The organism is Microbacterium sp. NPDC078814 (assembly GCF_040702645.1).
Lineage (GTDB): Bacteria > Actinomycetota > Actinomycetes > Actinomycetales > Microbacteriaceae > Microbacterium.
The window spans coordinates 176766-196278 of record NZ_JBFBLT010000003.1 but is presented as its reverse complement, the minus strand read 5'-3'; the positions used below and the strand labels follow the sequence as shown (position 1 = coordinate 196278).

General features: G+C 70.5%; 20 protein-coding genes. 13 read left to right on the top strand and 7 right to left on the bottom strand.

Annotated features, from left to right (window positions below; translation table 11 throughout):
* Positions 1 to 3: 3 nt before the first annotated feature.
* A complete protein-coding gene (locus AB0300_RS07115) occupies positions 4 to 612 on the bottom strand; it encodes a hypothetical protein (RefSeq protein WP_126894512.1) in 609 nt (202 codons plus the stop codon).
* A complete protein-coding gene (locus AB0300_RS07110; RefSeq protein ID WP_366215738.1) occupies positions 609 to 1559 on the bottom strand; it encodes a sugar-binding domain-containing protein in 951 nt (316 codons plus the stop codon). The genes AB0300_RS07115 and AB0300_RS07110 overlap by 4 nt, the downstream gene beginning before the upstream one ends.
* Positions 1560 to 1697: 138 nt before the next feature.
* Here AB0300_RS07110 and AB0300_RS07105 point away from each other — a divergent pair, with 138 nt between their 5' ends.
* The 8 genes from AB0300_RS07105 (at position 1698) to AB0300_RS07070 (ending at position 9944) form a co-directional block, all read left to right on the top strand.
* Positions 1698 to 2348, top strand: a complete 651-nt coding sequence (locus tag AB0300_RS07105; protein WP_366215737.1) for an SIS domain-containing protein — start codon at positions 1698 to 1700, stop codon at positions 2346 to 2348.
* Complete coding sequence (locus tag AB0300_RS07100) at positions 2345 to 3802, top strand: FGGY family carbohydrate kinase (protein ID WP_062765661.1); 1458 nt, start codon at positions 2345 to 2347, stop codon at positions 3800 to 3802. The genes AB0300_RS07105 and AB0300_RS07100 overlap by 4 nt, the downstream gene beginning before the upstream one ends.
* Positions 3803 to 3842: 40 nt before the next feature.
* Positions 3843 to 4898 carry an NAD(P)-dependent alcohol dehydrogenase gene (locus AB0300_RS07095; RefSeq protein WP_025102716.1) on the top strand — a complete coding sequence of 352 codons (1056 nt, stop codon included), beginning with the start codon at positions 3843 to 3845 and terminating at the stop codon, positions 4896 to 4898.
* Entirely contained in the window at positions 4895 to 6394 is a 1500-nt protein-coding gene (locus AB0300_RS07090) for a sugar ABC transporter ATP-binding protein (protein ID WP_366215736.1), read from the top strand. The genes AB0300_RS07095 and AB0300_RS07090 overlap by 4 nt, the downstream gene beginning before the upstream one ends.
* 2 nt (positions 6395 to 6396) lie before the next feature.
* Positions 6397 to 7434, top strand: coding sequence for an ABC transporter permease (locus AB0300_RS07085; protein ID WP_025102714.1), 1038 nt, complete (start codon positions 6397 to 6399; stop codon positions 7432 to 7434).
* Positions 7435 to 7483: 49 nt separating this feature from the next.
* A complete protein-coding gene (locus tag AB0300_RS07080) occupies positions 7484 to 8494 on the top strand; it encodes a sugar ABC transporter substrate-binding protein (RefSeq protein ID WP_025102713.1) in 1011 nt (336 codons plus the stop codon).
* A 68-nt stretch (positions 8495 to 8562) separates the two neighbouring features.
* Positions 8563 to 9177 (top strand): nucleoside/nucleotide kinase family protein, encoded by a 615-nt coding sequence (locus tag AB0300_RS07075; RefSeq protein ID WP_025102712.1) that lies wholly within the window; start codon positions 8563 to 8565, stop codon positions 9175 to 9177.
* A complete protein-coding gene (locus tag AB0300_RS07070) occupies positions 9174 to 9944 on the top strand; it encodes a glucose 1-dehydrogenase (protein ID WP_025102711.1) in 771 nt (256 codons plus the stop codon). Before AB0300_RS07075 ends, AB0300_RS07070 begins: the two co-directional genes overlap by 4 nt.
* 60 nt (positions 9945 to 10004) lie before the next feature.
* Here the strand turns inward: AB0300_RS07070 and AB0300_RS07065 are convergent, their stop codons facing one another.
* A complete protein-coding gene (locus AB0300_RS07065) occupies positions 10005 to 10214 on the bottom strand; it encodes a multidrug transporter (RefSeq protein WP_126893929.1) in 210 nt (69 codons plus the stop codon).
* The gene (locus AB0300_RS07060) at positions 10201 to 11556 is read right to left on the bottom strand and encodes an APC family permease (protein WP_025102709.1); all 1356 of its coding nucleotides are present in this window, start codon (positions 11554 to 11556) and stop codon (positions 10201 to 10203) included. Before AB0300_RS07060 ends, AB0300_RS07065 begins: the two co-directional genes overlap by 14 nt.
* Before the next feature lie 171 nt (positions 11557 to 11727).
* On the opposite strand from AB0300_RS07060, the gene AB0300_RS07055 reads away from it, so the two are divergent.
* A complete protein-coding gene (locus AB0300_RS07055) occupies positions 11728 to 12381 on the top strand; it encodes an aquaporin (protein WP_025102708.1) in 654 nt (217 codons plus the stop codon).
* Here the strand turns inward: AB0300_RS07055 and AB0300_RS07050 are convergent.
* Positions 12338 to 13462, bottom strand: coding sequence for an FUSC family protein (locus tag AB0300_RS07050; RefSeq protein WP_366215735.1), 1125 nt, complete (start codon positions 13460 to 13462; stop codon positions 12338 to 12340). The two genes, AB0300_RS07055 and AB0300_RS07050, sit on opposite strands and share 44 nt — an antisense overlap.
* Positions 13463 to 13512: 50 nt before the next feature.
* Here AB0300_RS07050 and AB0300_RS07045 point away from each other — a divergent pair, with 50 nt between their 5' ends.
* Genes AB0300_RS07045 through AB0300_RS07035 form a run of 3 tightly spaced genes read left to right on the top strand, consistent with a single transcriptional unit; the run spans position 13513 to position 15534 of the window.
* Positions 13513 to 14322 (top strand): sugar nucleotide-binding protein, encoded by an 810-nt coding sequence (locus AB0300_RS07045; RefSeq protein ID WP_366215734.1) that lies wholly within the window; start codon positions 13513 to 13515, stop codon positions 14320 to 14322.
* A 40-nt stretch (positions 14323 to 14362) separates the two neighbouring features.
* Complete coding sequence (locus tag AB0300_RS07040; protein WP_315105404.1) at positions 14363 to 14977, top strand: DUF1684 domain-containing protein; 615 nt, start codon at positions 14363 to 14365, stop codon at positions 14975 to 14977.
* Complete coding sequence (locus AB0300_RS07035; RefSeq protein WP_366215733.1) at positions 14974 to 15534, top strand: dihydrofolate reductase family protein; 561 nt, start codon at positions 14974 to 14976, stop codon at positions 15532 to 15534. Before AB0300_RS07040 ends, AB0300_RS07035 begins: the two co-directional genes overlap by 4 nt.
* A 24-nt stretch (positions 15535 to 15558) precedes the next feature.
* On the opposite strand, the gene AB0300_RS07030 is transcribed toward AB0300_RS07035, so the two are convergent.
* Positions 15559 to 17589: an MMPL family transporter gene (locus AB0300_RS07030; protein WP_366215732.1), complete on the bottom strand. Its 2031-nt coding sequence runs from the start codon at positions 17587 to 17589 to the stop codon at positions 15559 to 15561.
* A 184-nt stretch (positions 17590 to 17773) separates the two neighbouring features.
* A complete protein-coding gene (locus tag AB0300_RS07025) occupies positions 17774 to 18115 on the bottom strand; it encodes a metalloregulator ArsR/SmtB family transcription factor (RefSeq protein WP_025102703.1) in 342 nt (113 codons plus the stop codon).
* A gap of 80 nt (positions 18116 to 18195) precedes the next feature.
* On the opposite strand from AB0300_RS07025, the gene AB0300_RS07020 reads away from it, so the two are divergent.
* On the top strand, positions 18196 to 19500 hold the full coding sequence (locus AB0300_RS07020; protein WP_085605159.1) for an NAD(P)-binding domain-containing protein: 1305 nt from the start codon (positions 18196 to 18198) through the stop codon (positions 19498 to 19500).
* Positions 19501 to 19513 lie beyond the last annotated feature (13 nt).

The window sequence follows — 19513 nt, the reverse complement described above, 5'->3', positions numbered from 1 at the left end:
CGATCAGGCGAGGACGTCGGCCCAGGCCGCGGTCCGGTCGCCGACGAGATCGGTGCCGACGACGACCCAGTCCGCCCCCGCCGCGGCGAGGGCTGCGGCGTCGGCCCGGCGCACGCCGCCGTCGACGCCGATGCGACGCGACGGCGAGGATTCCCGCAGGGCAGTGACCTTGGCGAGGACGGCGCGGTCGAAGGCACTGCCGGCCTGACCCGGCACGATCGACATGCAGAGCACCGCCATGTCCGCCGGCACGCTCGTCGCCGGCGTCTGCGGTGACACCGCCAGGCCGGGCGTGCCGCCGCGACGCGCGATGCGATCGACGGCGGCCTCCCAGTCGTCGCTCTCGACGTGCACGATCACGAGGTCGCAGAAATCGGTCCACGGGTCGACCTCCACCGCCGAACGCCGCGCCATGACGTGTGCCTCCGCCGTCAGACCGGTCTCAGCGGCGAGGGTCGCCGCCTCCTCGGGGCGAAAGCCGCCTGCCGCGGCGAACCGTCCGTCGGTCGTGTCCCAGTGCAGGCGGCGCAGTCCGGCCGCCCGCAGCCGCTCGGCGGTCGCCCGTCGTTCGGTCGCGGGCACCGACCACAGCGACCCGGCGACCTGGATCACGCGTCCTCCGCGAGCACGGCCTGGGCGAGCGCGTGATCGGTGAACAGCTCGGTGATGAGGCCCACCCGGGAGACCGTGCGGATCGCGTCGGCTTTGGCGGCGCCGCCCGCCACCGCGACGACGCGGGGCACCTTCTGCAGCTCCGCGTAGGAGATGTTCACGCAGCGGTCTTGGAACTCATCGTCGACCGGGGTGCCGTCGCTGCCGATGAGGATCCCTGCGATGTCGGCCATGCATCCCTTCTTCAGGGCATTCGCCAGATCGTCGATGGGGAGCACGTCCCGCACCTGCGACACGGGCGGGTCCCACGCGCCGACCGAGAGCAGGGCTGTCGTGACGGAGGGGAACAGGTCCATCGCGGAGCGGATGTCGGGGTGATTGCGCAGGCTCGCCGCGGTCTCGCGATCCCCGACGATGAGCGGCGAGAAGATCGGGTAGACCGCGCCGCCCGCGCGCCGCGAGGTCTGTCGGACGACCTCGATGGGGGAGGAGGCGAGATCGCCGGCGACCACGCCGGTGAGCTGCACGATCGACAGGCGCGGCAGATGGGCGAACTGGCTCGCGGTGGCCGTGAGCGTGCGCCCCCAGGTGACGCCCAGCACCTCGTCCTCATGGAGGGTGTCGCTGAGAGCGCGAGCCGCGGCAGCGCCGATCTGGCGGCGGACGTCGTCGTCGTCGCCATGGGAACGGACGACGAGGCAGTTCTCGAGGCCGAGCTTGTCCTGCAGGCGCTGACTGAGCTCGACGTCCGGCAGGCCCCAGTCGTGGATCTCGATCGTGACCACGCCCTCCTCCTTGGCGCGAGCGAGCAGCCGGGCCACCTTGAAGCGGGAGATACCGAGGGCATCGGAGATCTCGACCCGGGATCGATCCTCCAGATAGTGCGCCCTGGCCACCGCCGCCATCAGTGCGCGCTCGTGTTCCAGGCCCTTCGGCACTTCGCTCATTTGAGCGCTGAAATCACGAAATTGTGACATATGTGATTCTGCCTTCCTCCGGCTCCGGCCGCTTTCCTATGCTCAAACGTACATCCAAGCATCACAGATGAGCGAAGTGAATCTTCACGCGCGATCAAAGGAGACGTGTTGACGGTCAATGACGACATCCTGGCGGTGGCGCGCGAGCGCTTGCGGGCCGAGGCCGATGCCGTGACGGCGCTCATCGACACGATCGACGACACCCTCGTGACCGCCGCGTCGCTGATCCTCGCCGGTACGGGCAAGCTCTTCGTCGGCGGCTCGGGGACGTCCGGCACCGTGGCCCGTCGCATGGCGCACATCCTGTCCGTCACCGGCACTCCCGCACTGCCGTTCTCCCCGATGGACGGCCTTCACGGCGCGTCCGGAGCGATCACGGCCGACGACATCGTCCTGCTCATCTCGAACGGCGGGGCCTCCGACGAGGTCGTGCAGCTCGCCCGCATCACCCGCGGTCGCGGTGCCCGTGTCATCGCGCTCACCCGGAGCCACACGACCCCGCTGGCACAGCTCGCCGACCACAGCGTGGCCGTCGCGGTGTCGCCCTCCGCCGACATCGGCGGCATCGTGGCCACCGGCATCACCATCGCCCAGTCCGCCTGGGGCGACGCGCTCGCCGAGGTGCTCATGCGCGGCCGCGGGTACACGTGGGCGGAGTTCATGACCACGCACCCCGCCGGTGCGGTCGGTCGCCTCGAGGACCTGCCGTCGGACCCGGCGCGCATCGTCATCCCCGCTCCCGGCGGAGGTGCGCGATGATCGACGTCGTCGCCGGAGTCGACAGCTCGACGCAGTCCTGCACCGTCGAGCTCAGGGACGCCACGACCGGAGCCCTCATCGGCACCGGTCGGGCGCCGCACCCGATCACCCACCCGCCCGTGAGCGCGCAGGACCCCCAGGCGTGGTGGGAGGCGCTCGTCCTCGCCATGGCCGAGGCGCGGGCCGACCACGACGTCCGCATCGTCGGCGTCGGCGTCGGGGCGCAGTGCCACGGGCTCGTCGTCTCCGGCGCCGACGGAGGCGTGCTGCGCCCTGCGCGCCTGTGGAACGACACGACCTCCGCCGGTCAGGCGGCCGCGCTGGTCCAGGCCCGCCCCGCGGCGTGGTGGGCCGAGCAGATCGGCGTCGTGCCGTCGGCGGCGCTCACCCTGCCCAAGCTCGTCCAGCTCGCCGAGACGGATGCCGAGACGTGGGGCCGTACCCGCCACCTCGCCGTGCCGCACGACTGGCTGACCTTCCGCCTCACCGGCCGTCACGTCACGGACCGCTCCGATGCGTCGGGCACCGGCTACTACGCGGCCGCCGCAGGGCAGTGGCGCACCGACATCCTGGACGAGTTCGTAGGACCCCGCGACTGGGCGGCCCTGCTGCCCGAGGTCCTGGGACCCGACGAGGCCGCCGGACGCATCCTCCCCGAGGCCGCCGCGGCGCTGGGCATCGATCCTGCGGCCGTCGTCAGCGCGGGCGGAGGCGACCAGCACCTCGCGGCGCAGGGCATCGGTCTCGGCACCGGCGACATCGCCTACAGCCTCGGCACCTCCGGCGTGGTGTTCGCCACCACGCCCGACCCGGTCGTCGACCCCCGCGGAGCCGTCGACGGCGTGGCCAACGTCACCGGCGGGTACCTGCCGCTCGTCTGCACGCTCAACGCCACCAAGGTCACCGACACGATGGCGCGGCTGCTCGCCGTCGACCACGCGACGCTGACGGCCCTCGCCCTCGACGCGCCGCTCGCCCCCGACCGTCCTGTGCTCGCCGCCTACCTCGACGGGGAGCGCTCGCCGCGGCTCCCCGCCGCGCGGGGCATGCTCGCCGGACTCACCACCGCGACGAGCCGCGAGCAGCTCGCCCTCGCCGCCTTCGAGGGCGTCGTGCTCGGCCTGGTCCGCGGGGAGCGGGCCCTCGCCGACCTCGGCATCCCGGTGACGGGGAACACCATCGCCATCGGTGGCGGCGCGCGGTCGCTCGCCTACCGGCAGGTGATCGCCGACCTCACGGGTCGCCCGGTGCACACCGTCGACGCGCCCGAGGGCACCGCGCGCGGCGCCGCCGTGCAGGCCGCGGCCGTGTGGCGCGGGACCACGGTCGCCGCCGTGACCGCGGAGTGGCGGCCGGAGATCACCTCCGTCACCGCCCCCGCCGCCGATCGCACCGACATCGCGGACCGCTACCTCGAGCTCGCCGAGCTCCAGGCCGACGGCCGACGGTTCTAGGCGGACGCATGCCCGCTTCCACAGGAGAGAGAGGACACCCATGACGGAGATCCCCACCACCATGACCGCCAGCGTGCTGCGGGGGGTGAAGGACCTGGCGCTCGAGGAGCGCCCCGTCCCGGTCCCCGCGGCCGACGAGGTGCTGATCGAGGTCGCCAGCGTCGGCGTCTGCGGCTCCGACGTGCACTACTACGAGCACGGCCGCATCGGCCCGTACGTCGTCGACAGCCCGCTCATCCTCGGCCACGAGGTGAGCGGACGCATCGTCGCGGTGGGTGCGGACGTCGACCCGGCGCGGATCGGTCGGCGCGTCGCCATCGAGCCGCAGCGGCCCTGCCGCCGCTGCGACTTCTGCCGGGCGGGCGACTACAACCTCTGCCCGCAGATGGCCTTCTACGCCACCCCGCCCGTGGACGGCGCGTTCTGCGACTACGTGCTCATCCAGGACGACTTCGCCTACGACGTCCCCGACTCGATCAGCGATCACGCCGCCGCCCTCATGGAGCCGCTGTCGGTCGGGATCGCGGCCGCGCAGAAGGGCGGCATCAAGGTCGGCGACACCGTGCTGATCGCCGGAGGCGGTCCCATCGGCATCATCACGGCGCAGGTCGCGAAAGCATTCGGTGCGGTCGACGTCGTGATCGCCGACATCAACCCGGCCCGCCGCGAGCTCGCCGCGTCGTACGGTGCGCGCACGATCGATCCGGCCGCCGACTCCACGGTGGAGCTGGAGGCGAACGTGTTCATCGACGCCTCCGGCGCGACGCCCGCCATCGTCAACGGCATCCGCTCCACCCGGGCCGGCGGCACGGTCGTGCTCGTGGGCAGCGCCGACGAGTTCCCGCTGTCGGTGCCCGAGGTCGCCATGCGCGAGCTCAACGTCACCGGCATCTTCCGGTACACCGGCACGTGGCCCATCGCCCGCGCGCTCCTCGAATCCGGTCAGGTGGAGCTCGACTCGCTCGTGACCCACGTCTACGGCATCGAGCAGGTGGAGGAGGCGCTGTCGGGCGAGGGATCGATCGACTCCCTCAAGCGCATCGTCCTGCCCCGCGTCCGGCGCGTCGACGAGCCCGCCGTGAAGGCGGCGTCATGACCGAGGCCCTGCTCTCGGTCGAGGGCGTCTCGAAGTCGTTCCCCGGGGTGAAGGCCCTGGACGATGTCTCGTTCGACGTGCGTCCCGGCACCGTCCACGCCCTGTGCGGAGAGAACGGCGCCGGCAAGTCGACGCTGATGAAGATCATCAACGGCATCTACCAGCCCGACGCCGGGACCATCCGGGTGCGCGGCGAGGAGGTGCGGATCAAGAACCCCATCGACGCCCGCGCCCGCGGCATCGCGATGATCTCGCAGGAGCTCAACTACGTGCCCGGCATGACCATCGCCGAGAGCTTCTTCCTGGGCCGCTTGCCGATGAAGTTCGGCAAGGTCGACTGGCGGTTCATCCGCAGCGAGGCCCGGCGCATCCTCGCCGAGGAGGGGCTCGACTTCTCCATCAACCGCCGTCTCGGCACCCTCACCGTGTCGGAGATCCAGACGCTCGAGATCCTCCGCGCCGTGTACCACAGCGCGGACGTGCTGATCATGGACGAGCCGACCTCGGCGATCGCGCACAAGGAGGTCGAGTCGCTGTTCGCGAAGATCCGCGACCTGCGCGCCCAGGGCAAGTCGATCATCTACATCTCGCACAAGATGGACGAGGTCTTCGAGCTGGCCGACGACATCAGCGTGCTGCGGGACGGCACGGTGGTGAGCTCGCAGCCGGCCTCCGAGATCACGTCGAGCCAGGTGATCGCGCAGATGGTGGGCCGTGACCTCGACCACCAGTCCTACCCGAAGGAGCGCGTCGAGATCGGCGACACGGTCTTCCGGGCCACCGGGCTGTCCGCCGAGCACATGTTCGAGGACATCGACCTGCACATCCGCGCCGGCGAGATCGTCGGGCTCGCCGGGCTCATCGGCGCCGGGCGCAGCGAGGTCATCCGCGCCGTGTTCGGCCTCGACAAGCTGGACGCCGGGGAGATCGAGGTCGACACGCAGACCGTGAAGATCAAGAACCCGACCCAGGCGATCAAGGCGGGCGTCGCGATGCTGTCCGAGGACCGCCGGCTGGTGGGGATCGTCCCGCAGCTGAGCATCATGAAGAACGCCACCCTCGCCAGCCTCCGCAAGGTGATCCACGGCGGCTTCGCCCGGCGTCGGGAGGAGGAGGAGCTCGTCACCGAGTACTTCCGGAAGATGAACGTCAAGGCGCCGAGCCTGCAGACGCGCATCGCGAACCTCAGCGGCGGCAACCAGCAGAAGGTGCTCCTGGCCCGCTGGCTGATCGCCGATCCGAAGGTGCTCCTCCTCGACGAGCCGACGCGCGGCATCGATGTGGGCGCGAAGTTCGAGATCTACAAGATCATGACCGAGCTCGCCCGCCAGGGACGCGGCATCCTCATGATCTCGTCCGAGCTCCCCGAGCTCATCGGCATGTGCGACCGCGTCTACGTGATGTCGGCCGGACGCCTCACCGCGGAGCTGACGCCCGATCAGTTCTCGCAGGAAACCATCCTCACCTACGCCATGAATGAAATCGAGGTGGCATGACAATGCTCCAGACACTGAAGAGACTCGAGGTGAACCGCTTCTCGATCTACATCATCCTGCTGGTGGTGATCGTCGCGGCGAGCTTCCTGAGCCCGAACTTCCTGAGTTCGGACAACATCTTCAACGTGCTGCGCCAGGTCGCGGTGATCACGATCCTCGCCTTCGGGGCGATGACGCTGATCATCGGCGGCATGATCGACCTGTCCGCCGGCGCCGTCATGGCGTTCGCGGGTGTCGTGTCGGTGCTGGTCTACAAGTCGACGGGCAACCTGCTGCTCGCGATCCTCGCCGGCATCCTCATCGGCATGCTGTGCAACCTGGTGAACGCCTTCCTCGTCGCGACGTTGAAGACCCCCGCGTTCATCGTGACGCTCGGGATGATGCTGATGGCCCGCGGCGCGGTGCTGGAGCTGACCCAGGGGCAGAACGTCCTCCAGCTGGGCGACTTCATCCTCATCGGCCAGGGCAACCTCGGCTGGCTGCCGATCCCGGTGCTCGTGCTGATCGGCGTGACGATCGTGATCTGGTATCTCATGAACCAGACCAGGTACGGCCGCTCGGTCTACGCGGTGGGCGGCAACGAGGAGGCGGCACGCGCCGCCGGAATCTCCGTGGAGCGCGTGAAGTACCAGGCGTTCCTCGTGAACGGCGCCCTGGTCGGCATCGCCGGTGTCATCTTCATGTCCCGCGTCAACGCCGGTCTCCCCAACGCGGGCGTCGGCTACGAGCTGCAGGCCATCACCGCCCCGATCATCGGTGGCACGAGCTTCTCCGGCGGCGTCGGCACCGTGATGGGCACCCTCGCCGGTGCGCTCATCGTCGGCATCCTCGGCAACATCATGAACCTCATCGGGATCGGCTCGTACATCCAGCAGATCGTGATGGGCGCGATCATCGTCGTCGCCGTCGCCTACGACGTGTTCAGCAAGCGCGGCAAGGCCAAGACCACGATCCTCAAGTCCGACGCGAAGGGCGATCCCTTCCCTGTCGGAGCATCCGCATCCGCATCCGACCCGGGAGGCGGCAGGACGTCGTCCTGACCGCGCCCACCCGACCGCTTCACCCCACCCAGAGAAACAGGAGAAGACAATGAAGAGTCTTACCCGCAGGATCATCGCGTTCGGCGCCGCTGCCGCCGCGGCGATCAGCCTCGCCGGCTGCGCCGTCACCACCGGGAACCCGACCGGGAACGGCGGAGGCGGTGGCTCCGAGGACAAGGACGAGTACCGCGTCGCGTACATCGCCCGTGCGCAGGCCGACTCGTTCGCCGCCTGGCTCGCGAACGAGATGAAGACGGCCGCCGGCGAGTACGACGACATCACCCTCGAGGTCTTCGACGGCCAGGCCGACGACGAGATCGAGAACAAGATGATCGAGAACGCGATCGCGAACAAGTTCGACGCGATCATCGTCCAGGCCAACAACGCCGACGCACAGCTGCCGTACATCCAGCAGGCCATCGACGCGGGCATCGTGACCATCACGACCAACCCGCGCGTGGAGGGCCTGACCGGTGGCGACTCGGTCGACGCCGACCCCTACAAGCAGGGCGCGGTCGTCGCCGAGCTCGCGGTGGAGCAGATCCCGGACGGGGCCAACGTCGTGGTGCTGAACGGCCCGGCCGGCAACTTCCACAGCACGGCTCGCCGCGACGCCTGGGAGAAGGAGTTCTTCGCCGAGCGTCCCGACGTGACCATCGTCGCCGAGGACATCGCGAACTGGAACAAGGACGAGGCGATGACCCTGATGGAGGACTGGTCGCTGGCCAACTCCGACATCGACGCGATCATCTCGATGAACGACAACATGGCCTCCGGTGCGCTGGAGGCGGTGAAGGGCAAGGGCGGCTTCGACGGCATCCTCGCCTACGGCGTCGACGGCACCCCCGAGGCCGTCCTGCTGATCGAGGCCGGCACCATGACCGCCACCTCCCTGCAGAACGCCCGCGAGCTGGCGGAGCTCAACCTCAAGGCCGTGCACGATCTCCTGACGGGCGCGGAGGACGAGGTGAACGTCGACATCGGCAACCCGCTCATCACGAAGGACGGCGTCCAGGAGTACATCGACCTGTACAAGGAAGCCGGACTGCTCGACCAGTGACACCGGCCGGGGGAGCGGGCACCCGCCCGCTCCCCCGATCCGTGCCCGACCACCGCCGAGGACCGCTGATGCACGCACTCACCGCCGCCGATGCCCTGACCCGGGTGCGGGAACTGTCCCGCGACGGGCGGCCGTTCCTGCTCGGCGTCGTCGGGCCGCCCGGGGCCGGCAAGTCCACCCTCGCCGAGCGGCTCGGGATGCCGGTCCTCCCGATGGACGGGTTCCACCTCGCCAACGACGACCTCGATCGCCGCGGACTCCGCGACCGCAAAGGGGCACCGGAGACGTTCGACGTCGCCGGTTTCGCGGCCCTCCTCGGCCGCCTCCGCGCGGGGGAGGACGTGCGCGCCCCGCGGTTCGACCGCGACATCGACGCCGCGGTCGCCGAGATGCTGCCGCTCTCCGCCCGGGATCGCGTGATCGTGGTGGAGGGCAACTACCTGCTGCACGACGCCGACGGGTGGGAGCACGTGCGCCCCCTGCTCGACGAGACCTGGTACCTCGACGTGCCCGAGGACCTGCGGCTGCGTCGTCTCGTCGCCCGCCACGAGGCGTACGGGAGGTCGCACACCGACGCCGTCGCCTGGGCGACCGACGTCGACGGCCCCAACGCCGTCCTCATCCGCGCGACCCGGCATCGGGCCGACGCCATCATCACCCTGAACGAAGGAGACGACGCATGAGCGTCATGGATGCATTCGCCCTCACCGGCAAGACGGCGCTGGTCACCGGCGCCACCCGCGGCCTCGGGCGCGAGTTCGCCCGTGCCCTCACCGAGGCCGGCGCCGACGTGGTCGTCCACGGCCGGGACGAGGCCGCAGCGAAGGAGACCGCGGCCGAGATCGAGGCCGTCGGCCGGCGGGCCTGGGTCGTGCTCGGCGACCTCACCGAGCGCTCCTCCGTGGACCGCATCGCGGCGGAGGCGATCGAGGCTGTGGGCGGGCGTCTCGACATCCTCATCAACAACGCGGGCGCCTGCATCCACCGCCCGGCGCTCGAGGTGACGGACGACGAGTGGGCGCACGTCATCGACACGAACCTCACCGCCTTGTGGCGACTGTCGCAGACGGTCGGTGCGCACATGGTGGCGCGCGGCTCCGGGTCGATCGTGAACGTCGGCTCCATCTCGGCCCAGATCGTCAACCGCCCGCAGATGCAGCCCGCCTACAACGCCTCCAAGGCCGCGGTGCACCACCTCACCAAGTCGCTGGCGGCCGAGTGGGCGCCGGCGGGGGTGCGCGTGAACGCCGTGGCGCCCGGCTACATCAAGACCGACATGTCGCCGGTGGACGAGCCGCGCTTCCGACGGTTCTGGATCGAGGACTCCGCGCAGCAGCGCTACGCCACGCCGAGCGAGGTCAGCCCGTCGGTGGTCTTCCTCGCGTCGGATGCCGCGAGCTTCATGTCCGGCACCGTCCTGGTGGTCGACGGCGGCTACACACTGTTCTGACCCCGCACGTGCGAGCGCCCGCTTCCGGGGAGGAGAGCGGGCGCTCGTGCGTGTACGGACTCAGTCGTCGCCGTCGGCCTCGGGCATGCCAGGACCGGGGCCCGGACGCACCTCGGCATCGTCCCGGATGTCGATACGGGTGTTGCCGTCGTGCTCCGAGACGTCCACGCGCGGCGCGGCGTCGGCCTCCGTGGCGTCGGGGGCCGAGGTCAGCTGGTCGTGACGGTTCTCCTCGAACGTCTCGTCGGCGGTGTCGTCAGGCGTGCTCATGGCTCTCCTTCGTGTCGGCGGTCTTCGAGCGGTTGCGGGTCCACCGGGCGACAGCGTAGAGCACGCCGCCGACGGCGAGCAGGATGGCGCCGAAGAGCCACACCTGCGGGCGCTGCTGGGTGAGCAGCAGGATGCACGACGCGATGCCGAGCACCGGGACGAACGTCCACACGCGGAAGTGGTCGTGCTCGACCTTGTCGCGGCGCAGGACCAGCACCGAGATGTTCACGCTGAGGAACACGACGAGCAGCAGCAGCACGACGGTCTCGGCGAGCGTCGCGAGGTCTCCGACCAGCGTGAGGCCCATGGCCACGAGCGTCGTGGTGAGGATCGCCACCCACGGGGTCTTCCGCTTCGGCAGCACGCGTCCGAGCACCGACGGCAGGAGGTTCTGCTCGGCCATTCCGTAGGTGAGGCGGCTGACCATGATCATCGTCAGCAGGGCGCCGTTGGCGACGGCGATGAGCGCGATGAGGCTGAACATCCAGGACGGGACGCTGACCCCGGTGGCCTCGACGACCGCGAGCAGCGGGCCGCTGGACTCCTGCAGCTCGGAGGCCGGCAGCGCGACGGCGCTGGCGATGCCGACGAGCACGTACACGACGCCGGCGGTGAGGAGCGCGCCGAACAACGCGCGCGGGTAGGTCCGCCGGGGGTTCTTGACCTCTTCGATCATGTTGGCCGAGGTCTCGAAGCCGACGAACGAGTAGTACGCGATCACTGCGCCGGAGAGCACCGCGAGGGCGACGTTCGCCCCCTCGGGCACCTGCGTCGCCCGGGACAGATCGCCGCCTCCGCCGCCGACGAACACCGCGACGACGACGATCACGATCACGAGGCCGCTGAGTTCGATCGCCGTCATCACGAGGTTCGCGCCCATCGATTCGCGGATGCCGCGGGCGTTGAGCAGGCCGACGATCGCGAGGAAGACGATCGCGACCGGGATCGTCGGCAGGTCGATGAAGGTGCTGAGGTAGTCGCCGGCGAAGGCGATGGCGAGACCGGCCGCGCTCGTCACGCCGGCCGCGAGCATGCTGAAGCCGACGAGGAAGGAGACCAGCGGGCTGCGGAACGCCCGCTCGGCGAACACCGCGGCGCCGCCCGCGCGGGGGTACTTGGTGACGAGCTCGGCATACGACCCTGCGGTGAGCATGGCGAGGAGGAGCGCGAGGACGAGCGGTGCCCAGAGCAGGCCGCCCACGTCCTCCGAGAGCACACCCATCAGCGCGTAGATCCCCGCCCCCAGCACGTCGCCGAGGATGAACGCGAACAACAGGGGGCCGGTGATGGCGCGGCGCAGCCGGGTTGGGTTCTCGGCGCGCGGCTCGGTCTGGACGGTCATCCTTGCACGGTAGGGGCCGGGACTCCGGCGGGCGACGGGCTTGACAGTTCCGCCGCCAATGAGCCAGCGAGAGCCGACCGCGCGCTATCCTCGGTGCCGCAAGGCGGGTCGTCGCCCGGGCCGTTCCGGGGAGACGGGGGGCCGCCTGCGATCCCACAGAAGGACACCATCATGACCGGTACACCTCGAAAGGCGCTCGCAGAAGCGGTCGCCACGTTCCTCTTCGTCCTCGCCATCATCGCCGCGGTGAACAGCGGAAGCCCGCTCACCCCGCTCGCGATCGGCTTCACGCTGATGGTGCTCGTGTACTCCACGGGCCACATCTCCGGCGCCCACCTCAACCCGGCGGTCTCGCTGGGCGTGTTCCTGCGCGGTGGGCTCAGCGTCGCCGACTTCGTCTCCTACCTCGTCGCGCAGTTCGCCGGTGGGGCGCTCGCGGCTCTCGTGGCCCTCGCCGTCTGGCCGGCAGGGGAGAAGGCGATGGTCATCGAGGTCGGCCCGGCGTTCCTCGTCGAGGCGTTGTTCACGCTGATCCTCGTCTGGGTCGTGCTGAACTCCGCCACCTCGAAGGACACTGCGGGCAACTCGTTCTACGGGCTCGCGATCGGTGCGACCGTCTTCGTCGGTGCGGCGACGGTCGGCTCCATCTCGGGCGGCGGATTCAACCCGGCGGTGGCCCTCGGCCTCTCGGTCAGCGGGCACTTCGCGTGGGGCTCGCTCTGGCTGTACATCGTGGCCCCCGCGGTCGGTGCCATCATCGCCGCCCTGCTGTTCCGGGTGCTCAACGCCGACGATGCGCGGAAGATCGCCGCGGACGCCGAGTAGAAGCCTCGCCTCGGAGCGCCGCATCCCTCCCGGGGTGCGGCGCTTCGTCGTCTCGCCAGCGGCGTCGGCTCCGTCGGCGCAGTGCGGCGGACGTGACGGCCACCACCGTTCCGACCACGACGCCGATGATCGTCTCCAGCACGCGGTCGGTCAGCAGGTCGGCGACAGGAGTCGGCGCGGCCAGGTGCACCATCAGGAGCGCGAGCGGGGTGACGAACACCATCGCGATGCCGTAGTTGCGGCCGATGAACAGTTCGGCCGCCCCCTGCAGGACCACCACGACGGCGATCACGGCGAGCGGCGGCATGTCGAGGGCGAGGATCCCGGCGGCGACCAGCACGCCGAGCAGCGTGCCGACGAGGCGCTGGATGCCGCGGATCACGCGGGCGTTGAGCTGTGCGCCGCTGACCGCCGCGACCGCGCCGACCGCCGCCCAGTACCAGTGGGTGCCGCCGAGGAGCAGGCCGACCACACCCGCTCCGACGATCGCGGCGGCGACCGAGGCGGCCATCTCGGCGGCGACCGGCCCGACGGCCGGGCGTGCCTTCGGTGCCGCCTCCGCCGTGGTCCGGGTGACGACGGCGACCAGGGCGGTCAGCGCGAGGCCGAAGAGCACGCTCGCCCCGCCGACGAGCAGGACCGCGCCGAAGGAGGCGCCGGTGGCGGGGATGGTCGCGCAGGCCCCGGTCGCGAAGACCGTGAACAGCGGACCGGGCGGGTGCCACTGGAGGACGTAGGCCAGCAGCGTCACGGCCGACGCGACGAGTGCGACGACGACGATGCTCAGCACGGCGGGTGCAGCGAGGACCGACAGGGCAGTGCCGATCAGCATCGCGCCGAGCAGCACTCCGCCGGCGCTGGCCTGCATGCGGATCCGGTCGCGGAAGACGTCGTGCCGGCCGTAGAGCGCGGCGAAGGCGCCGAAGCTCGCATAGATGCTGAGGTCGAGCCGGCCGACGGCCCACAGCACGAGGAGCGGGACGGCGACACTGACCGCGGCGCGCAGGGCGACCCGATGATCCCCGCGGTGCGGACCGACGCGGAGGACTCCCGTCCACACCCGTCCCTGCGATTCCGTCACCGATCAAGCCTACGTCCGTCGCTCGGCGACGATGTGCGAGGGTGGGAGGGATGACCACTCCGCCTCCGCCGCGCCGCACCCTCCTGGTCGGCTTCGGGAAACTCGGCACCCGGCTCGCTCCGCTGCTCCTCGCGGACGGTGGTGAGGTCCTGGCCCTCCGCCGCAGTGACGGACCCGTGCCGGACGGGGTGACGGCGCTCGCGGCCGATCTGACCGTTCCGCTCACCACGCCGCTGCCCGAGGTCGACGCGGTTGTGATGACCCTGCCGCCCGGTCCGGACGTGTCGTCGTATCGCACGGCGCTCGCGCATCTCGCGGCGGCGTTGCCGGCCCGGCCGACGCGGACGGTCTTCGTCTCGTCCACCGGGGTGTTCGACGGCGCCGGGAGCTCCGAGCCCGTGACCGAGCGGGTCGAGCCGGCGCCCACCACCGACCGGGGCCGCGGTCTGCGGGACGGCGAGAAGGCGGCCGTCGAGCTCTTCGACGCGGTGGTCGTGCGCCCCGCGGGCATCTACGGTCCCGGGCGCGAATTCCTCCCCCGGAAGGTCAGGGAGGGGGCACCCGTCACGCACCGCCGCCGCACGAACCGGATCCACGAGACCGACCTCGTACGCATTCTCGACCTGCTGCTGCGGATGCCGGAGCCCCCGGGGCTCGTGCACGCCGTCGACCAGGCGCCCGCTCCGCTGGGAGACGTCGTGACCTTCCTCGCCGATCGCCTCGGCGTGCCCGTGCCCCCGGACGACGGCGGTGCGGCGACCGGATTCGTCTACGACGGCTCGCTGGTGCAGGCGGTCCTCGGCAGGCTCGACTACCCGACCTACGAGGACGGCTACGCGGACATGATCGACCGGGACTGAGGCCGTTCCGAGCGTCCGTCGTCCGGCGTACCGTGGGCGCATGACGAATGCGCAGACGGCCGTCGAGGTCGTCGACTGGCGGCGGCGGGTGTTCGCCCTGTACGAAGCGGTGCGACGGGCCGACTCCCCGGAGGAGGCGCACGAGCTGTGGCGGATCGAGCGCGACGAGCTGCTGCTGCGGCACCCGGCGACGCCCCTCCTCCCGCAGGACAGGGCGCTGTTCGAGGGGCTGCCGATCGCCTCGTACGACCCCGCCTGGCGGTTCGAGCTCCCGATCCTCGACACGGAGCCGGCCACGTTCGAGTTCGCCACGGGGACGGACGGCATCGTGCCGTTCGAGCGCGTCGGCGTCGTGGAGATCCCTGACGTCGGGTCTCTCGACGTGTGGCGGCTCGCCTCCTACGGCGGCGGCCTGTTCGTGCCAGTGCGCGATTCCTCCGCCGGGCAGAGCGGGGGGACGTACGGCGGCGGGCGGTACCTCATCGACACGATCAAGGGTGCCGACCTCGGGGCCGACCCGCGCCGCGGCACGCTCGTGCTCGACTTCAACTTCGCGTACAACCCGTCCTGCGCCTACGACCCGGCGTGGGCGTGCCCGCTGGCGCCACCCGGCAACGTGCTGACGGTGCCGATCCCGGTCGGAGAGCTCCGATGAGACCGCTGCGGTACGCGATCAACGTGACGCTCGACGGCTGCTGCCATCACGAAGCGGGACTCCCGCCCGACGAGCAGTCGATGCGCTTCTGGACCGCGGAGCTGCAGCGCGCCGACGCGCTGCTCTACGGCCGGGTGACGTACGACATGATGCGGGCCGCGTGGCGGCGTCCGGAATCCGGAGTCTGGCCGGACTGGATGGAGGAGTGGGAGACGCCCTTCGCAGAGACCATCGATCGCCTGCCGAAGCATGTGGTGTCGGCGACGCTCGATGCCGTCGACTGGAACGCGGACCTCGTACGCGGCGACCTCTCGGAGGCGGTGCGGGGGCTGAAGGATCAGCCTGGGGAGGGCTTGTCGGTCGGCGGAGTGGCTCTGCCCGCGGCGCTCGCGGACCTCGGGCTGATAGACGAGTACCTGTTCGTGGTCCACCCGGTCGTCGCGGGGCATGGTCCCCGGCTGCTCGACGGCGTGCACGAGCGTCTTCGGCTCGAGCTCGTGGAGCGGCGGGAGTTCCGCTCCGGCGCCGTCGCGCAGCGGTACCGTCCGGTGGCGTGAGCGACGCACAGCGACCCCGACGCATCAGCCGGCGTCAGCGTTGCGTCCGGAGGCAGGTCGCCCCGGCCACCAGATGCGGTCGCCGACGAGAGCGAACAGCGCCGGGACGATCACCGTCCTGACCACCAGGGTGTCGACGATCACACCGACGCCGACGATCAGCCCCAGCTGCCCGAGGGTGACCAGCGGCAGGACGCCGAGCGCCGCGAACACGGCGGCGAGGACGATCCCGGCGCTCGTGATGACGCCGCCGGTGTGGGCGACCGCTTCGACCATGCCGTCCCGGGTGCCCCGCAGCACCGCCTCGGTCCGGGCGCGGTGGACGAGGAAGATCGTGTAGTCGATGCCGAGGGCGACCAGGAACAGGAAGGCCAGCAGCGGTACCGGGAGATCGAGCGCGTGCTGCCCGAACAGCACGCGACTGAGCCAGGCCCCGGCGCCGATGGCGGCCACGGCACTCGCCACGTTGACGGCGAGCAGCAGCAGCGGCGCGACCAGGGACCGCAGCAGGAATGCCAGCACCAGGAAGCTCACGGCCAGGACCAGCGGCACCACGACGCCGAGGTCTGCCAGGTTCCCGGCGCGGGCGTCGAGGTCCGTCGCCACCGCGCCGCCGACGACGGCCCCCGCCCCCGGCACATCGTGCACGGCGTCCCGGAGGTCCGTGATCTGAGCCAGGCTCTCGTCGGTGCTGGGCGCATACTCACTGGTCACCAGGATCTTCGTGAGGTTCTCATCGTGCGCGGTCCCGACAGGAGTGGCGCGGACGATGCCCTCCACGTCGCGCGCCGCAGCGAGGACGGCTTCGGCTTCGCCGCTGTCCGTGACGATGAGGATCGGCTGCGCCTCTCCCGCCGGGAAGTGGTTCGAGAGCACCTCGAGACCCGTCGCGGACTCGGACGGGACCCGGAACTTGTCGACCTGGTCGAGCCCGACGGTCGTCCCGACGAGGCCGACCGTCATCACGGCCAGCAGGGCCGCACCGCCGAGGAGGCTCACGACCGGCCGGCTCACGACGCGCGTCGCGATCGACCGCCACACCCCGCCGCGTCGTGCGGCAGCTCCGGGACGAGGGACGAACGGCCAGAACACCGTCCGTCCGCACACCGCCAGCAGGGGAGGCAGGAGGAAGAGGACGGACGCCAGGGCGACCAGCAGCCCGATGGCGGACGAGACGCCGAGTCCGTGCGTGCCGGGGATCACCGCCAGGGCGAGTGTCAGGAGGGCGAGGACGACCGTGAGGTTCGAGGCGAGGATCGCCGGAGCGGTCCGGCGCCAGGCCGTGCTGAGCGCGCGGCGGTGGTTCGTCGTGGTGGTGAGCTCCTCCCGATATCTCGAGATCAGGAGCAGGGCGTAGTTGGTCCCGGCGCCGAAGACCAGGACGCTGATGATCCCGGCATCGAACTGCAGGTCCCACGCCGAACCGGCAGCCGCGGTCAGGCGTCCGGCGAGCCCATCGGCAAGGCCGACGGCGGCGAGCGGCAGCAGCCACAGCACCGGCGATCGGTACGTGACGATGAGGAGCACGGCGACGATCAGCACGGTCACGAGGAGCAGGGTGAAGTCGGCGCCTTCGAAGGAGGCGGCGATATCGGCGCCGAAGGCCGGACCGCCGGTCACGAGCAGGGTCATCCCGTCCGGTGCGTGCTCGTCGATGTCGGCGCGGAGCGCCGCGATCACCGCGGCGGTGTCGGTGCTCGTCTGGCCGACCGCGATCGGCGTCACGAGAACCGCGGCCCTCTCGTCCTCGCTCACGAGAGGCCCGGTCGGATCCGCGTCCGCGTGCGAGCCGAGCACCGGGAGGAGGCCTTCGAGCGCGGCGACGTCAGGTGCCGAGAGCGTCGCACCGTCGTCGCGCGACGCGACCACGATCACGGACTGCCGATCCGCGTTCGGGAACTCGGCCAGCAGGGCGCTCGTGCGTGCGGACTCCGACCCCTCGGGGGCCTGCTCGTTGCCGGCGGGTGCCTTCGCCGACCCGAACAGGCCGAAGAGAGCCGTCATGATCAGGAGGACCACGCCGAGCGTGATCCACGCTCCGCCACGGGAGGTCATCCACTCGGGAAAGCGCCGAAGAGCGCGAGAATCTGCCATACCCGTCACTCCACCAGGAGCGTCGCGCGGCGACATCGTCAAGACGATGGAGGGAAGTCTCCCTCTTTCGATGGATGCCGGTCGGGCACGCGTCCGCACGGGCGGGCATCACGAAGAGCCAGCTCCAGCCGGCTCGGTGCGCTGGTCACACCGCGCGGAGCGCACTGGCGGCAGCATCCATCGCCCCCGCGTCCAGAGCGAAGTAGGCCCACTTGCCGCGCTGCTCACGTGTGACCAGGCCCGCTTCCACCAGTAGTTTCATGTGATGCGACACCGTGCCCTGTGAGAGTCCCACGGGTTCGGTCAGGTCGCAGATGCACGCTTCCCCGCCGGCTCCGGCGGCGATGAGCGACAACAGTCGGACGCGCGTGGGGTCGCCCAGCGCTTTGAAGACCCGGGCGACACGCTCGGCGTCCGCGACGGTCATCGACGGCGCTATGGGCGGAACGCAACAGCTGGTCGCTTCGATTGTCGTCGGCAAGCTCACGGGTCTAGTGTGACACGTATTGACAATCTTCGATAGATAAGCGACAGTCTTCGTATTGAAGTTTGTCAATTTGAGGAGACATGATGTCCGAGCTTCCTGTCGTCGTCATCGGAGCGGGTCCGCAGGGTCTCGCCGCAGCGGCGCGTCTTGTCGAACGCGACGAGAACGTGATTGTCGTCGAGCGCGGGCAGGGGCCTGCTGCTGCGGTCGCTGAATGGGGGCATGTGCGCCTCTTCTCGGCATGGCCAGAGCTCACTGACGCGGCGGCACGACGTCTTCTTGAGCCGACCGGATGGACCGCACCCGACTCGGGGTACCCGACCGGCGCCGAATGGGTGGACAGCTACCTGGCGCCTCTCGCGGATGCCTTGGGCGAGCGGGTTCACTACGCGACCACCGTTACTGGAGTCGCTCGTCAAGGTCGTGACAAGGTCGTCGACGGCGGACGCAAGGGCCAGCCGTTCGTCGTGCATACGGTCAGCGCGGACGGCCAAGAGTCGCGAGTTCTCGCTCGCGCGGTCATCGACGCGAGCGGCACCTGGGCGCTTCCGAATCCGGCGGGCGCGGATGGATATCCCGCCCTCGGGGAGGCCGCAGCATCCGATCTGATCTCGTACCGCATCCCGGCCGATGTGTCAGAACTCGCGGGGTCGCACGTCGTCGTCGTGGGAGCGGGGCACTCCGCCGCGCACGCTGTCCTGAGATTGAGCGAGCTGGCACGCCGGGCCCCTGGCACCCGCGTCACCTGGATTCTCCGTAGGGGGGAGGCAACGAACGTCTTTGGGGGTGGCGCCAGAGATGAACTTCCCGAACGGGCCGCGCTCGGCTCTCGTGCGCGCAAGATGGTCGACGAGGGTGTCGTGGAGCTGGTGACCGGATTCCGTGTCGCCGAGTTCCGGCAAGCCGCTGACGGCCTGACCGTGGTCGCCGAAGACGGGCGCGAGGTCGCGGGTGTCGGGCGTGTATTCGCACTCACGGGCTTTCGGCCGGACACGGAGATGCTGCGAGAGCTCCGTATCGATCTTGATCCCGCGCTCGAGGCGGTCGTGGGCATCGCGTCCGAGATTGACCCGAACATCCACTCCTGCGGATCTGTGGGTGCCACGGGGGCGCGAGAGCTCGCGCAGCCGGAGCAGGGGTTCTTCATCGTCGGCGCGAAGTCCTACGGTCGGGCGCCGACCTTCCTCGCGTTGACCGGCTTCGAGCAGGTGCGAAGTGTTGCCGCGCACCTCGTGGGAGATCACGAGGCCGCCGGGCGCAGCGAACTCGTCCTCCCCGACACCGGGGTGTGCGGGGGGTCCGGCGACTTCGATGACAACGCGGGCAGCTGCTGTGCGGCTCCTTCAACCATCCAGATCGGCGCACGGCCCGTCACCGTCAGCTGATCTCCGCTGACGG

Excerpts from the sequence above, each read along its gene's own strand:
- AB0300_RS07110 (WP_366215738.1), bottom strand. The coding sequence starts at position 1,559 with ATGAGCGAAGTGCCGAAGGGCCTGGAACACGAGCGCGCACTGATGGCG.
- AB0300_RS07100 (WP_062765661.1), top strand. The coding sequence starts at position 2,345 with ATGATCGACGTCGTCGCCGGAGTCGACAGCTCGACGCAGTCCTGCACC.
- AB0300_RS07095 (WP_025102716.1), top strand. The coding sequence starts at position 3,843 with ATGACGGAGATCCCCACCACCATGACCGCCAGCGTGCTGCGGGGGGTG.
- AB0300_RS07090 (WP_366215736.1), top strand. The coding sequence starts at position 4,895 with ATGACCGAGGCCCTGCTCTCGGTCGAGGGCGTCTCGAAGTCGTTCCCC.
- AB0300_RS07085 (WP_025102714.1), top strand. The coding sequence starts at position 6,397 with ATGCTCCAGACACTGAAGAGACTCGAGGTGAACCGCTTCTCGATCTAC.
- AB0300_RS07080 (WP_025102713.1), top strand. The coding sequence starts at position 7,484 with ATGAAGAGTCTTACCCGCAGGATCATCGCGTTCGGCGCCGCTGCCGCC.
- AB0300_RS07075 (WP_025102712.1), top strand. The coding sequence starts at position 8,563 with ATGCACGCACTCACCGCCGCCGATGCCCTGACCCGGGTGCGGGAACTG.
- AB0300_RS07070 (WP_025102711.1), top strand. The coding sequence starts at position 9,174 with ATGAGCGTCATGGATGCATTCGCCCTCACCGGCAAGACGGCGCTGGTC.
- AB0300_RS07065 (WP_126893929.1), bottom strand. The coding sequence starts at position 10,214 with ATGAGCACGCCTGACGACACCGCCGACGAGACGTTCGAGGAGAACCGT.
- AB0300_RS07060 (WP_025102709.1), bottom strand. The coding sequence starts at position 11,556 with ATGACCGTCCAGACCGAGCCGCGCGCCGAGAACCCAACCCGGCTGCGC.
- AB0300_RS07055 (WP_025102708.1), top strand. The coding sequence starts at position 11,728 with ATGACCGGTACACCTCGAAAGGCGCTCGCAGAAGCGGTCGCCACGTTC.
- AB0300_RS07045 (WP_366215734.1), top strand. The coding sequence starts at position 13,513 with ATGACCACTCCGCCTCCGCCGCGCCGCACCCTCCTGGTCGGCTTCGGG.
- AB0300_RS07040 (WP_315105404.1), top strand. The coding sequence starts at position 14,363 with ATGACGAATGCGCAGACGGCCGTCGAGGTCGTCGACTGGCGGCGGCGG.
- AB0300_RS07035 (WP_366215733.1), top strand. The coding sequence starts at position 14,974 with ATGAGACCGCTGCGGTACGCGATCAACGTGACGCTCGACGGCTGCTGC.
- AB0300_RS07030 (WP_366215732.1), bottom strand. The coding sequence starts at position 17,589 with ATGACCTCCCGTGGCGGAGCGTGGATCACGCTCGGCGTGGTCCTCCTG.
- AB0300_RS07020 (WP_085605159.1), top strand. The coding sequence starts at position 18,196 with ATGATGTCCGAGCTTCCTGTCGTCGTCATCGGAGCGGGTCCGCAGGGT.